This is a genomic window from Neisseria mucosa, assembly GCF_003044445.1.
Taxonomy (GTDB): domain Bacteria; phylum Pseudomonadota; class Gammaproteobacteria; order Burkholderiales; family Neisseriaceae; genus Neisseria; species Neisseria mucosa_A.
On sequence record NZ_POWX01000022.1, the window covers coordinates 1 to 13,190 of the forward strand.

Annotated in this window: 15 protein-coding genes and 1 tRNA gene; 2 read left to right on the forward strand and 14 right to left on the reverse strand. The window is 48.0% G+C overall.

Annotation, left to right across the window (positions count from 1 at the left end):
• Positions 1-96 precede the first annotated feature (96 nt).
• The 14 genes from DBY90_RS10790 to DBY90_RS10855 form a co-directional block, all read right to left on the reverse strand.
• Entirely contained in the window at positions 97-447 is a 351-nt protein-coding gene (locus DBY90_RS10790) for a helix-turn-helix domain-containing protein (RefSeq protein WP_107986413.1), read from the reverse strand.
• Between the two features lie 91 nt (positions 448-538).
• Positions 539-1,003, reverse strand: a complete 465-nt coding sequence (locus DBY90_RS10795; RefSeq protein WP_070490804.1) for an MliC family protein — start codon at positions 1,001-1,003, stop codon at positions 539-541.
• Between the two features lie 221 nt (positions 1,004-1,224).
• A complete protein-coding gene (gene ykgO / locus DBY90_RS10800; protein WP_083286669.1) occupies positions 1,225-1,350 on the reverse strand; it encodes a type B 50S ribosomal protein L36 in 126 nt (41 codons plus the stop codon).
• Positions 1,350-1,625, reverse strand: coding sequence for a type B 50S ribosomal protein L31 (locus DBY90_RS10805; protein ID WP_003744241.1), 276 nt, complete (start codon positions 1,623-1,625; stop codon positions 1,350-1,352). The genes ykgO and DBY90_RS10805 overlap by 1 nt, the downstream gene beginning before the upstream one ends.
• Before the next feature lie 148 nt (positions 1,626-1,773).
• Positions 1,774-2,511 carry a toxin-antitoxin system YwqK family antitoxin gene (locus tag DBY90_RS10810; protein WP_070490802.1) on the reverse strand — a complete coding sequence of 246 codons (738 nt, stop codon included), beginning with the start codon at positions 2,509-2,511 and terminating at the stop codon, positions 1,774-1,776.
• A 350-nt stretch (positions 2,512-2,861) separates the two neighbouring features.
• The gene (locus DBY90_RS10815; protein WP_039856271.1) at positions 2,862-3,179 is read right to left on the reverse strand and encodes a hypothetical protein; all 318 of its coding nucleotides are present in this window, start codon (positions 3,177-3,179) and stop codon (positions 2,862-2,864) included.
• The gene (locus DBY90_RS10820) at positions 3,163-3,465 is read right to left on the reverse strand and encodes an integration host factor subunit alpha (protein WP_003675494.1); all 303 of its coding nucleotides are present in this window, start codon (positions 3,463-3,465) and stop codon (positions 3,163-3,165) included. The genes DBY90_RS10815 and DBY90_RS10820 overlap by 17 nt, the downstream gene beginning before the upstream one ends.
• A 73-nt stretch (positions 3,466-3,538) precedes the next feature.
• On the reverse strand, positions 3,539-5,902 hold the full coding sequence (gene pheT / locus DBY90_RS10825) for a phenylalanine--tRNA ligase subunit beta (RefSeq protein ID WP_070490800.1): 2,364 nt from the start codon (positions 5,900-5,902) through the stop codon (positions 3,539-3,541).
• 174 nt (positions 5,903-6,076) lie between these two features.
• Positions 6,077-7,069 (reverse strand): phenylalanine--tRNA ligase subunit alpha, encoded by a 993-nt coding sequence (gene pheS / locus DBY90_RS10830; protein ID WP_003744233.1) that lies wholly within the window; start codon positions 7,067-7,069, stop codon positions 6,077-6,079.
• 246 nt (positions 7,070-7,315) lie between these two features.
• Positions 7,316-7,675 (reverse strand): 50S ribosomal protein L20, encoded by a 360-nt coding sequence (rplT, locus tag DBY90_RS10835; protein ID WP_002214103.1) that lies wholly within the window; start codon positions 7,673-7,675, stop codon positions 7,316-7,318.
• A gap of 12 nt (positions 7,676-7,687) precedes the next feature.
• A complete protein-coding gene (rpmI, locus tag DBY90_RS10840) occupies positions 7,688-7,885 on the reverse strand; it encodes a 50S ribosomal protein L35 (RefSeq protein WP_002232040.1) in 198 nt (65 codons plus the stop codon).
• A 146-nt stretch (positions 7,886-8,031) separates the two neighbouring features.
• Positions 8,032-8,553, reverse strand: a complete 522-nt coding sequence (gene infC, locus DBY90_RS10845; RefSeq protein ID WP_074895063.1) for a translation initiation factor IF-3 — start codon at positions 8,551-8,553, stop codon at positions 8,032-8,034.
• A 17-nt stretch (positions 8,554-8,570) separates the two neighbouring features.
• Positions 8,571-10,484, reverse strand: a complete 1,914-nt coding sequence (thrS, locus tag DBY90_RS10850; protein WP_070490797.1) for a threonine--tRNA ligase — start codon at positions 10,482-10,484, stop codon at positions 8,571-8,573.
• A gap of 54 nt (positions 10,485-10,538) precedes the next feature.
• Positions 10,539-10,615, reverse strand: a tRNA-Val gene (locus DBY90_RS10855).
• Positions 10,616-10,873: 258 nt separating this feature from the next.
• On the opposite strand from DBY90_RS10855, the gene tgt reads away from it, so the two are divergent.
• Both tgt and hemH read left to right on the forward strand, forming a co-directional pair.
• Positions 10,874-11,989, forward strand: a complete 1,116-nt coding sequence (gene tgt / locus DBY90_RS10860; RefSeq protein WP_070490794.1) for a tRNA guanosine(34) transglycosylase Tgt — start codon at positions 10,874-10,876, stop codon at positions 11,987-11,989.
• 177 nt (positions 11,990-12,166) lie between these two features.
• The gene (gene hemH / locus DBY90_RS10865) at positions 12,167-13,177 is read left to right on the forward strand and encodes a ferrochelatase (protein WP_070490792.1); all 1,011 of its coding nucleotides are present in this window, start codon (positions 12,167-12,169) and stop codon (positions 13,175-13,177) included.
• The last annotated feature ends 13 nt before the right edge of the window (positions 13,178-13,190 follow it).

The window sequence follows — 13,190 nt, forward strand, 5'->3', positions numbered from 1 at the left end:
CTGCGTCGGGGTCAGGCCGGTCTTGGTGGTGGTAGTAAAAGCTGCTTTTGGGCAGGTTTGCGATGTGCAGCAGGTATTTGAGCGGGTGTTGCGCCCTCAGTGTTTGGACGGTTTGGCTTTGTCCTTTGCGGTCCGCTTTTGGCTGAGGGCTTTTAACTCCTTTAGATAGGCAACCTTTGCGCGCATATAGCACAACTCTTCGATAAGCTCTGCCTGTGTTTTTTCGTGGTCGGGTTTGTCGGCGATAAAGGGGTTTTTGCGGTGGTCGGTCATGGTTTTGGATTGGGGATGTTCGAGTGCGCCGATGCCGCCTTCTTGATAGGCGCGTATCCACCGTCGCAGGTGGGTTCGGGAAATGCCGTAATGATCTGCGGTACGCTGTTGGCTGCGTATGTGCAGGTAGTGGAGTACGGCTTGGTATTTGAAGTGTAATGTATATTTGCTCATAAAAAAACTGCACCTTGTGAGTTGGAGGGGATGTCCAACTTTTGGGGTGCAGTTCACATTTTCAGACGACCTTTAGCAGGATATTTGATGTTTAGCGCACGCTGCAGGAAGTTTCTACACGGTTGCCATACGGATCGGTAAAGCTGAAGGATGCTTCGCCGTTTTTCTCATGCCATTCCGCACCTTTGCCGAACAGGCCGCGTTTGGAAGTGTAGCGCGAGCCGGAACCGGAAACATCGGATGACAATACAGCGCGTTTGTCGTCAAGACGCAATTCCAACTGATCGTTATTCAAGTTGCGGACATCAACAGACAATCCATTCTCACAAGAGAATGTGCGCAAACGGCGGGACTCTGATGTGCGACGGTTTTCTTCATAACGACGCTCTTCACGGCGCACCTCGTTACGGTCGTAATTATTATCACGATTGTCGTAACGGTGTTCATGGCGATGCTCGTGGCGGGAACCACGTTCGAAATCATAATCCATGTCCGGTGCGACACAGGCACCAAGGGATAATGCGGCGGCAACAGCCAGTAATACTTTTGATTTCATAAATATCTCCTAAATAGGAATTTGTCTGCTAAATGCGCTGCCATGTTATAAATATCTCCACCTCCAAACAAGCGGGATTACGCTAATTTACCCGATATTCCTAAAACTGGTTGTTTGCAGGCAAAAAAGATATTTTTAATGATATTAACCAACATGAGTTTACATGATTGCTAAAAAAATCCGCACCATTTTCAGGTGCGGACAGTCGATCCAACCGGTATTTAACGCTGACGTGCCTTAAAGCGCGGGTTACTCTTACAAATAACGTAAACCTTACCCTTCCTTCGGACTATTTGACAGTCGCTGTGGCGTTTTTTCGCTGTTTTCAGTGAAGATAAAACTTGCATTATTTGTCCTTTCTAAATGAAGACATCATCGATTGGAAACGCTGATTGAACTTGCTCGCACGCCCTTCCGTGTTAACGTTGCGCTGTCTGCCGGTATAAACAGGATGAGATGCAGACGACGTATCTAGCGCGAAAAGCGGGTATTCTTTTCCATCTTTCCAAACCATTGTCTTACCATGCGTCTCCGCACAAGAGCGGATAAGCCAGCCTTCATTTGCACCGCTGTCGAAAAACAAAACGGTACGGTAATTATCAGGATGAATATTCGGTTTCATCAATCAATACTCCATAAGCTATATGTTATAATATAACATTATACGCTATTTTAAAAATATCGCAAGTTTCCCTCCAAATACCTTTTCATAAAAAAGAAGGATAAGGTATTAAACCTTATCCTTACTCCCTTTTCATATATTTTAACAGTTATTCAACAACATAACCTTCTTTATCCCAATGCGTTTTTTTCACCAGCTGATCGTTGGAATAAACCGATTCTGACTTTTTGGCACCATCTTCATACCATTCCAAAACAATACCATTGCGACGACCATTAGAAATGCTAATTTCCGATAAAATACGACCATTTTCGTCCCAACTTAAAATCTCAGTCGGTTTATCGTTGACCATATTCATTTCCATCTTCGGACTACCGTCAGGATACCATTGCTTCCAATAACCGTTGGCTTTGTCGTGTTTGAACTGGATCTCGCTTTCCTTCACCCCATTACGGTAATATCGCGAACCGATTCCTTCGCTCAAACCGTTTTGATAAGGCATCACAGCAGATTTCTTACCGTTCGGATACCAGTTTGTCCATTCACCGTTCGGCTTGCTATTTTTATAAATCCCTACCATTTTTTTCTGTCCGTTGAAATGCCAAAGCGTCAACGTCCCATTATCTAACACGGGAACAAATACTTTAATTTGCCCTGCAGGAACTTCATACGGATCAGAATATTTCTTCATGGACGGGTAATAAAAATCCTGCGCCTTGGCGATACCTGATTGAACCGTATATTGTCGGACATATGCAACCGATGACATCGTTGCCGTAATTTTGCCATGTTGATTAAAATAAACAGAATGGGATTGCGCCCATGTTTGAGAAAATACGCCTAAAAGCAGTACGGCAGCCAAACTTTTTTGCCAATATTGAATCATTGTCAGATTATCCGGAAACTGGAGCCAATAATATCGCTCCTTAGATTAAATGTGCAGATTGAAGTATTCCGACGACACATCATTGTGTTTGTATTATTATAACTTTCATAGCATGGATTGTTAAACACAATATCCGTGCAGATTATTGATATAAAAGACAATAACTTCGAAAAATGGTTCAATTCAATACAAGCAGCATAAATACATCATTTAAAAACAGGTACCTATCATATTTATTAAGGATACTTATAAACTAAGTAAATATTTTCTAATACAGAGCAAGCCCCCAAAATCCATAAAAACAAACAGCCGCTTCCCTTAGATAAGGAAGCGGCTGTTTATCTAATAAACTAAGCAAGTGCTTTTTGCAAATCTGCCAATATAGAATTTAACCCTGCTTTAACTTCTTCCGCCTTTGCAGCGGGATTACCATTTGCATCCAAAGAATCACGGCTGAAGCGGTCGACATAAGGCGCAAAGGTATCTTTCAGCTTCAACAGTTTCACCACATCAGAACGGGTGTAACGATCGCCACCGTAACCGACAACAATACCGTTCTCATGTTGCCACTGGGCAAATTGTGACGGGCTGATTTGCACCAGTTCGCACATTTCATCCAGTGAAAAATAACGTTTTGCGGGAATAACGGGATTAGCGTTGTTTGTCATAGTAATGCTCCACCATGCCTTTGAGTTTTTGGCTGGCATGGAAAGTTACTACGCGGCGTGCGGTAATCGGTACTTCTTCGCCGGTTTTCGGATTACGGCCGGGACGTTGCGGTTTGTCGCGCAACTGGAAATTACCGAAACCGGAAATTTTGATTTCTTCGCCGCGTGCCAAAGTGCTGCGGATTTCTTCAAAAAAGAGTTCGACGATTTCTTTGGCATCGTTTTTGGTTACATTGCTGACTTTATCTACCAAAATATCGGCCAATTCGGCTTTAGTTAATGTCATATTATTACCTTCTGTTGTAACAGGTGCAGATTATTACCAATTTCTATTTAAAATTCAAGCGAATATTTATTTTTTAGCTGCGAAGTTGCGCTCCCGCAGCAGTTGCCGCGTCAATCAGTTTTCCGATAACCGGCTCGACTGTTTCATCCGTCAGCGTGTTTTCCATATCCTGCAAAATCACCTTAACCGCCATACTCTTCATCCCTTCAGGCAGACCCGTACCGCGATACACGTCAAACACGCTGATTTCCTGTACCAACTTGTTTGCCGCGCCTTTCAACGTTGCCAACAAATCATCATGGGCCATGGTTTCAGGCATCACAAACGCCAAATCCCTGCGCACCGGCTGGAATTTCGATACTGCCTGATAGCGCGTTTTTTCGCGTTCCAACACGGCAGCCATGTCGATTTCAAATACCAGCGGCGCTTGCGGCAAGTCGTATTTTTGCAGCCATTTCGGATGCAATTCGCCGACAAAGCCGATAACTTGGTCGTCTGAAACGATATTGGCGGCGCGTCCTGGATGCAGCGCGGGATGTCCGGTTTTAACGAACTCAACTGCTTTGTTTTTCAACAGATTTTCCACATCCGCCTTGATGTCGTAAAAATCCGCGTTGCGCGTTTTCTCGCCCCATTGTTCGGGCATCGCCGCGCCGTACCACAAGCCGCCGATGCGTTCGTTTTGCACAAACTGGCCGTCTGAACCTTTGCTGAACACGCGGGCGATTTCAAACACACGCACGCGGTTTTGTTTGCGGTTCAAATTGTTTTGCAGAATTTCCACCAAACCGCCGATGAGCGTGGAACGCATCACGGCATACTGCGCCGCCAGCGGGTTTTGCAGGCGGATGGGGTTGGCGTTGGCGGCAAAATCGAGTTCCCACTGCTCATCAACAAAGGCATAGCTGACCACTTCGCGGTAGCCGCGCGCCGCCATTTCGTTATAAACGGCAAAACGCGGATGGCGGGTTTCGGGCAGCGCCAACATTTTCAGACGACCTGACGTGTAATCGTCGGGGATATTTTCATAGCCGTAAACGCGGCCGATTTCTTCAATCAAATCGGCTTCGATTTCGATGTCGAAACGGAAACTCGGCGCAGTAACGCGGAAGCCTTCCGCCGTTTTTTCAGGCTGCAAGCCCAAGTGCTGCAAAATAGTTTCCACCTGTTCGGCGGGAATGTCCACGCCCAACACGGTTTTCAGACGGCCTAAACGCAATTCGACCTGTTTGTTTTCAGGTAGCCTGCCCTGCGCTTCCACCATTTCGCCTGCCGCACCGCCGCAGATTTGCAAAACCAATTCGGTAGCGCGTTCGATGGCGTCAGCCTGCAAACGGTAATCCACGCCGCGCTCAAAGCGGAACGACGAATCCGAGCCAAAACCGTATTGGCGCGATTTGCCGGCAATGATTTCAGGCGCAAACCAAGCCGCTTCCAGCACGATATTTTGTGTGTCGTCTGAAACCGCGCTTGCCGCGCCGCCCATCAGTCCTGCCAAACTCAACGCGCCTTTTTCATCGGCTACCACCAGCGTATTTTCAGACAAAGAGACGGTTTTCTCGTTCAGGCATTCCAGCGTTTCACCTTCGCACGCACGGCGGATGTGCAGGCTGCCTGAAAGTTTGTCGGCATCGAAAACATGCATCGGCTGACCGATTTCCAGCATCACATAATTGCCAATGTCCACCAGCGCGGAAATACTGCGGATACCGCTGCGCTCCAAACGCTGCTTCATCCAATCCGGTGTAGCGGCGCGCGCGTTCACGTTTTCAATCACGCGGCTGATAAAACGGCCGCAATCGGCAGGCGCATCAATCTGCACGGGCTGTTTGCGGCTACCCGTGATGGGCGCGGCATGAATTGCAGGCTGCTTGAACGCGCAACCCGTCAGCGCGGACACTTCACGCGCAATGCCTTTGATGCTCAGGCAATCGGCACGGTTCGGCGTAATTTTCAGCGTGAACACCGTATCGTCCAAATCCAAATATTCGCGGATGTTTGCGCCGACGGGAGCATCTTGCGGCAGAATGTGTAAGCCATTCACGCCGTCGTCAGGCAGACCGAGTTCGTCGGTAGAACACAACATCCCATTCGACACCACGCCGCGCATCTTGGTCGGCTTGATTTTGAAATTGCCCGGCAACACCGCGCCCGGCAACGAACACGGCACTTTGATGCCCGCTTTCACATTCGGCGCACCGCACACAATCTGCACCAACTCACCCGTACCCGCATCAACTTGGGTTACGTTCAAACGGTCGGCATCCGGATGTTTTTCAACGGATTTCACTTCGGCAATCACCACACCTGTAAACGCAGGCGCGGCAGTCTCGGCTTCTTCCACTTCCAAGCCGGACATGGTTAACAAATGTTCCAGCTTATCGGCGGAAAGTTCGGTATCGGCTTGGGTTTTCAGCCATGAGTAGGAGAATTGCATGTTATGTTCTCAATCAATTAATTAACTTTTTTATCAGATTTTGATTTCAGACGACCTGTTTGCTTGGTGAGGTGCAGGCTGCTTTCTAACTTTGTTGGGGCTATTGCTTTCAGGTAGCCTTATTTAGATTTCTGCGGTGTAGGCTGCTTTTCCATGTTCAGGCAGTCTGCATAATCATTTCGCAAACTGTTTTAAAAAGTTCAAATCGTTATCAAAAAACAGTCGCAGATCGTTCACGTTGTAACGCAACATAGCAAAACGGTCGAGACCGATGCCGAAGGCGAAACCGGTGTATTTTTCGGGGTCGATATTCACGTTTTTCAACACGTTGGGATGCACCATGCCGCAGCCGCCGACTTCCAGCCATTTGCCGTTTTCGCCCATGATGTCGATTTCGGCGGACGGTTCGGTAAACGGAAAGAAAGACGGACGGAAGCGTACTTGCAAATCATCGCGTTCGAAAAAGCGACGGATAAAATCGGTGAATACGGCTTTCAAATCAGCGAAGGTTACGCCCTCTTCCACCCAAAGTCCTTCAGCTTGATGGAACATGGGCGAGTGCGTAGCGTCGCTGTCCACACGGTAAACGCGGCCGGGGGCGATAATGCGGATGGGCGGCTCTTTTTTATCGAGCATATAGCGGATTTGAATCGGGGAAGTGTGCGTACGCAAAACATCGCCGTTTTCAACGTAGAACGTATCCTGCATGGCGCGGGCGGGATGATTTGCGGGAATATTCAGGGCTTGGAAGTTGTGGAAATCGTCTTCGATTTCCGGGCCGTCTGCCACTTCAAAACCCATGCCGTGAAAGAGTTCAACCACGCGCTGCAAAGTCAGGGTTACGGGATGCAGACCGCCATTTTCCTGCGCACGTCCGGGCAGGGTAATATCGAGTGCTTCAGCCGCAAGCTGTGCTTGCAGTTTGGCTTCGTTGAGGGCATCGCGTTTATTGTTAAAGGCCGTCTGAAACTGGTTTTTGCACTCATTGATATGCGCACCTATGGTTTTGCGCTCTTCAGGCGACATTTGACCTAAGGTTTTCAGAAGTCCGGTCAATTCGCCGGTTTTACCAAGATAACGGGCTTTGATTTGTTCTAGAGCGTTGAAGTCTTGCGCGGCTTCTACTGCGGCAATGCCTTCTGCAACGATACGGTTTACATTTTCCATAGTGGTTTTATCGTCTGTCGGTTGATGATGGGTCGTCTGAAACAATGAGGCCGCCTGTATGGTTTGGTGTTGCCAAACTTTTCAGACGACCTTTTATCTGTCTACGGCCAATCCGTTTGATAGAATCGGCGTATTTTAACGCAAATCAATTTAAAAAAATAGACTTTAAAGAAAGAAAATCAATCACATAGACTTTCTTCAAACAAAGAAAAAGGAAGCCGTAGCTTCCTTTTTAAATTTCTTGAATTAAGCAGCCAAAGCAGCTTTAGCTTTCTCAACTAATTGTGCAAAAGCGGCTTTATCGAATACAGCCAGATCAGCCAATACTTTGCGGTCGATTTCGATAGAGGCGCGTTTCAGACCGTTCATGAACTTGCTGTAAGACAGACCATTTTCACGGGCACCTGCATTGATACGGACAATCCACAATTGACGGAATTGGCGTTTGCGTTGACGACGGTCACGGTATGCGTATTGACCGGCTTTCATTACCGCTTGCTTGGCAACGCGGTATACGTTTTTACGACGACCGCGGTAGCCTTTGGCTAACGCGAAGATTTTTTGGTGACGGGCACGAGCGGTTACACCGCGTTTTACGCGTGGCATATTCTAAACTCCTTAAGCGTAGGGTAACATTTTAGCAACAGAAGCCAAATCGCGATCGTTTACCATGGAGGTACCGCGCAGTTGGCGTTTGTTTTTAGTGGTCTTTTTAGTCAAGATGTGGCGTTTGAACGCATGAGCGCGTTTTACACCGCCGTTACCCAGTACTTTGAAGCGTTTTTTCGCGCTAGACTTGGTTTTCATTTTAGGCATGGGAAAACTCCATTCGTTATTAGATAAGGCATTAGGGGGTTTTAAAACATTGGTTTCAAACACTTGAACCCAAAATGCCACGGTTTTTGCCGCCAATCAAAAACTTACTCCGAAGCGGCAATCGGAGTAAGCCGAGAATTATAACTTTATTTTTTCTTCGGTGCAATCATCATCACCATTTGACGGCCTTCCATTTTAGGGAAGGATTCGATTTGGGCTACTTCCGCCAAATCTTCTTTCACGCGCTCTAAAAGTTGCGCACCGAGTTGCTGGTGAGCCATTTCACGTCCGCGGAAACGAAGTGTTACTTTGACCTTATCGCCGTCAGCCAAGAAGCGGTTGATGTTGCGCATTTTGATTTGATAATCGCCTTCATCGGTACCCGGACGGAATTTGATTTCCTTAATTTGTACCTGCTTCTGGTTTTTCTTGGCTTCGTCGCGCTTCTTGGCTTGTTGGTATTTATATTTACCGTAATCCATCAGTTTGCATACAGGCGGCTTGGCAGTAGGGGAAATCTCTACCAAATCCACATCCTGCTCTTCGGCCATAGCCAAAGCTTCACGAACCGATACGACACCAAGCTGTTCGCCTGACTCACTGATTAAACGCACTTCTTTGGCGGTAATTTCGCCATTGATTCGTGCTTCGCGTTCTTGAGCGATGATGAATACTCCTATAAAAATTAATGGTTGACGAGGGCGTCTGCGATTTCTTGCTGCAGTTGTGCAATGAAATCATCCAAATTCAAAGAACCCAAGTCTTCTGCTTTGCGGCGCACGGCCACTTTGTTTTCCTGCTTCTCTTTATCGCCGACAACGATTTGATAAGGGAAGCGGTATTGGCTGTTATCACGGATTTTGTAACCGATTTTTTCGTTACGCAAATCCAGCTCCACACGGAAGCCTGCTGCTTGCAATTTGGCAGCTACTTCACGGCAGTAATCCGCTTGATTTTCGGTAATATTCATAATCACCATTTGAACCGGCGCCAACCACAACGGGAAAGAACCTGCATGGTTTTCAATCAAAATACCGATAAATCGTTCCAAAGAACCCAAAATGGCGCGATGCAACATTACTGGACGGGCGCGATCATTGTTTTCAGTTACATATTCTGCATCTAAGCGTTCCGGCAATACAAAGTCCAGTTGCAGCGTACCACACTGCCAAGAACGTCCCAATGCGTCTTTAACGTGATATTCGATTTTAGGTCCGTAGAACGCGCCTTCACCCGGCAACTCGTCCCATTCCACGCCGCAAGCAGTCAATGCTTCGCGCAGACCTTGTTCTGCCTTATCCCACACGTCGTCTGAACCGGCACGCTTCTCAGGACGCAGTGAAAGTTTGACGGATACATCATGGAAACCGAATTGCTTGTAAATACGAACCAGCAATTCATTGAATGCGCGCGCTTCGCTAACAATTTGATCTTCTGTGCAGAAAATATGTGCGTCGTCTTGCACAAACCCGCGAACACGCATCAGTCCATGCAGTGCACCACTCGGCTCGTTGCGATGGCAAGAACCAAATTCAGCCAAACGCATCGGCAAATCACGGTACGAGCGCAAGCCGTTATTGAAAATTTGGACATGTCCCGGGCAGTTCATCGGTTTAACCGCGTATTCGCGCTTTTCCGAACTGGTTACGAACATATTGTCTTTGTAGTTATCCCAATGACCGGATTTTTCCCAAAAGGTTTTATCCATGATTTGGGGGGTTTTGACTTCTTTGTAACCGGCGGCATTCAGTTCTTTACGCATATGCTGCTCAATAGTTTGCCACAAAGCCCAACCTTTGGGATGCCAAAACACCATTCCCGGCGCTTCGTCTTGCAAGTGGAACAAAGCCAGTTGTTTGCCCAATTTGCGGTGGTCGCGTTTTTCTGCTTCTTCGATACGCTGGATATAGGCTTTTAATTCATCTTTTGTCGCCCAAGCCGTACCGTAAATACGTTGCAGCATTTCATTATTGCTGTCGCCACGCCAGTATGCACCTGCCAGTTTGGTTAACTTGAAGTTTTTCAGGAAACGGGTGTTCGGAACGTGCGGACCGCGGCACATATCGACATATTCCTGATGATGATACATACCCATTGCTTCAACTTCGGGCATATCTTCAATCAGGCGCAGCTTGTATTCTTCGCCGCGATCTTGGAAAATTTTGATGGTTTCGGCGCGCGGAGTCATGATTTTGATTACATCATAATCTTGTGCAATCAATTCTTTCATGCGCGCTTCGATAGCGGCAACATCCTCAGGCGTAAACGGTTTTTCCGTAGCAATATCGTAATAAAAGCCCTCTTCAATGACGGGGCCGATAACCATTTTTGCATTAGGATAGAGCTGCTTGACTGCATGGCCGACAAGGTGGGCGCAAGAGTGGCGGATAATTTCAACGCCTTCTTGATCTTTCGGGGTAATGATTTGGACGGTTGAATCTTTGGTAATCGGATCGCACGCATCGACCAATTTGCCGTTTACCTTACCCGCCACTGTCGCCTTTGCCAAACCTGCTCCGATAGACGCGGCAATCTGTGCCACGGTAACGGGCGATTCGTACTGGCGGACTGAGCCGTCCGGCAAGGTAATGTTCAACATCAAAAAAGCTCCAAAACATTAAAAAATAACGGCATAAATGCCGTTTGAGAAATTTGGTAGGCACGATTGGATTCGAACCAACGACCCCCACCATGTCAAGGTGGTGCTCTAACCAACTGAGCTACGTGCCTGTTTAATAGGGTTCGGATTATAGACGATACTTTGACGCGATGGCAAGCATGAAAATGAGGTTTCAGACGACATTATCGGAACATTGTGATTTTTTTGAAACATTTTCAACAGTGAACATCCCGACAAGAATAAGGTCGTCTGAAATATTCAAACACCGCTATTGCGATGAAAATCCTTTATAATCCCGTTTTTTTTACCTCAATCGTTTGACTGCACGGCGGCTTCGCATGCCGTTTTCGACATTATAGATACAACCTATGCTCAAATTTACCTTACACAAAAAAGACGGTCATGCCCGACGCGGCACGCTGGAACTGAACCACGGTAAAATCGAAACACCCGTATTTATGCCGGTCGGCACTTACGGCTCGGTTAAGGCAATGAATCCGCAAAACCTGCACGACATCAAGGCACAAATTATTTTGGGCAACACTTACCATTTATGGCTGCGCCCCGGTTTGGAAGTTATCGAACAATTCGGCGGTCTACACGAATTTATCGGCTGGAACAAACCCATTCTGACCGACTCAGGCGGTTTTCAGGTTTTCTCGCTCTCCGATATGCGCAAACTCACCGAAGAAGGCTGCACCTTCCAAAGCCCGATTAACGGCGACAGACTCTTCCTCTCGCCCGAAATCTCCATGAAAATCCAAACCGTGCTCAATTCCGATATCGTAATGCAGTTGGACGAATGCACACCGGGCGAAGCAACGCACGAGCAGGCGCAAAAATCCCTGCAAATGAGCCTGCGTTGGGCAGAACGCAGCAAAAAAGCCTTTGAAGATTTGAAGAACCCCAATGCCCTATTCGGCATTGTGCAAGGCGCGATGTATGAAGATTTGCGCGAAGAATCACTGCGCGGCTTGGAACAATTCGACTTTCCCGGTCTTGCTATCGGCGGACTGTCCGTCGGCGAACCCAAACCCGAAATGTATCGCATGCTGCGCGCCGTCGGACCGATGTTGCCCGAACACAAACCGCATTACCTGATGGGCGTCGGCACGCCGGAAGACTTGGTGTACGGCGTAGCGCACGGCGTGGACATGTTCGACTGCGTCATGCCGACCCGCAATGCACGCAACGGCTGGCTGTTCACCCGTTTCGGCGATTTGAAAATCAAAAACGCCAAACACAAGCTCGACAAACGCCCGATAGACGAAAGCTGCACCTGCTACGCCTGCCAAAACTTCAGCCGCGCCTACCTGCACCATCTGCACCGCACCGGCGAAATCTTGGGCGCGCAACTCAACACCATCCATAACCTACATTTCTATCAAGTCATCATGGCGGAAATGCGCGAAGCCATCGAGCAAGGAAAATTTGCCGACTGGCAGGCGCAATTCCATGAAAACCGCGCCCGCGGAGTGGATTGAGATTGAACCATGATTATCGAGGTCGTCTGAAAACATTTATCTTTATTGACCCTTTGCTTTTCAGACGACCTTTTGTACAAAATATAGTAGATTAAATTTAAACCAGTACGGCGTTGCCTCGCCTTGTCCTGATTTAAATTTAATCCACTATATCATTCAATATTAAAGAAAGAAACCATGCCCCGTTTCCTGCCAGAGCCTCCCCTCCCGTACACCGACCAAACCCGTACCGCCGTCCTACTGCTTAACCTCGGCACACCGGATGCTCCGACCGCGCAAGCCGTCAAACCTTACCTGAGCGACTTTTTATCCGACCAACGCGTGGTAGAACTGCCGAAGCTGTTGTGGCAACCGATCTTGCGTGGCCTGATACTGACGCTGCGCCCGAAAAAAAGTGCGCATGCCTATGAAAAAATCTGGTTTAAAGAAGGCTCGCCCTTATTAGTTTATACCGCACGCCAAGCCGAAGCCTTGGGCAAACTACTGCCGGATGTAACCGTCCGCTACGCCATGACTTACGGCAACCCGGGCGTTGGCGACGTCTTGGCGGAATTGAAATCGCAAGGCATCGGTAATCTTTTGGTGGTACCGCTTTATCCGCAATATGCGGCATCAAGCACAGGCGCGGCTTTGGATAAAGTGTTCTTGCAATTACTGCGCCAGCGCAACCAACTCAGCATACGCACAATATCCCGTTTCTACGATGATGCAGGCTATATCGAAGCCATGAAAAAGCAGATTCAGGCATATTGGGCGGAACACGGGCGCGGCGAAAAACTGATGCTGAGTTTTCACGGCATACCGCAGAAACAGTACGACGAGGGCGACCCTTATCCCGACGAATGCCGCCATACCGCCAAACTGCTTGCCGAAGCCTTGGGACTGACTGAGCAGGAATATATCGTCTCCTTCCAAAGCCAGTTCGGCAAGGCGAAATGGGTTAAACCGAGTACGCAGGTTCTGTTTGACGAACTGCCGAAACAAGGCATAACGAAATTGGACGTTTTCTGTCCGGGCTTCATGGCAGACTGCTTGGAAACGATGGAAGAAATCGCTTTGATGGGGCGCGAACAATTTCACGCCGCCGGCGGTAAAGAATACCGCTATATCCCCTGCCTGAACGACGGCGCAGAATGGATAGGCGCGCTGGCAGATTTGGTGCGGCGCAATTTGCGCGGATGGGTTTGAAGTACCCCTCCGT

Excerpts from the sequence above, each read along its gene's own strand:
- rplT (WP_002214103.1), bottom strand. The coding sequence starts at position 7,675 with ATGCCACGCGTAAAACGCGGTGTAACCGCTCGTGCCCGTCACCAAAAA.
- tgt (WP_070490794.1), top strand. The coding sequence starts at position 10,874 with ATGCTCAAATTTACCTTACACAAAAAAGACGGTCATGCCCGACGCGGC.
- hemH (WP_070490792.1), top strand. The coding sequence starts at position 12,167 with ATGCCCCGTTTCCTGCCAGAGCCTCCCCTCCCGTACACCGACCAAACC.
- pheS (WP_003744233.1), bottom strand. The coding sequence starts at position 7,069 with ATGGAAAATGTAAACCGTATCGTTGCAGAAGGCATTGCCGCAGTAGAA.
- DBY90_RS10810 (WP_070490802.1), bottom strand. The coding sequence starts at position 2,511 with ATGATTCAATATTGGCAAAAAAGTTTGGCTGCCGTACTGCTTTTAGGC.
- DBY90_RS10815 (WP_039856271.1), bottom strand. The coding sequence starts at position 3,179 with ATGACAAACAACGCTAATCCCGTTATTCCCGCAAAACGTTATTTTTCA.
- DBY90_RS10805 (WP_003744241.1), bottom strand. The coding sequence starts at position 1,625 with ATGAAACCGAATATTCATCCTGATAATTACCGTACCGTTTTGTTTTTC.
- DBY90_RS10795 (WP_070490804.1), bottom strand. The coding sequence starts at position 1,003 with ATGAAATCAAAAGTATTACTGGCTGTTGCCGCCGCATTATCCCTTGGT.
- pheT (WP_070490800.1), bottom strand. The coding sequence starts at position 5,902 with ATGCAATTCTCCTACTCATGGCTGAAAACCCAAGCCGATACCGAACTT.
- DBY90_RS10790 (WP_107986413.1), bottom strand. The coding sequence starts at position 447 with ATGAGCAAATATACATTACACTTCAAATACCAAGCCGTACTCCACTAC.
- ykgO (WP_083286669.1), bottom strand. The coding sequence starts at position 1,350 with ATGCAAGTTTTATCTTCACTGAAAACAGCGAAAAAACGCCACAGCGAC.
- DBY90_RS10820 (WP_003675494.1), bottom strand. The coding sequence starts at position 3,465 with ATGACATTAACTAAAGCCGAATTGGCCGATATTTTGGTAGATAAAGTC.
- rpmI (WP_002232040.1), bottom strand. The coding sequence starts at position 7,885 with ATGCCTAAAATGAAAACCAAGTCTAGCGCGAAAAAACGCTTCAAAGTA.
- thrS (WP_070490797.1), bottom strand. The coding sequence starts at position 10,484 with ATGTTGAACATTACCTTGCCGGACGGCTCAGTCCGCCAGTACGAATCG.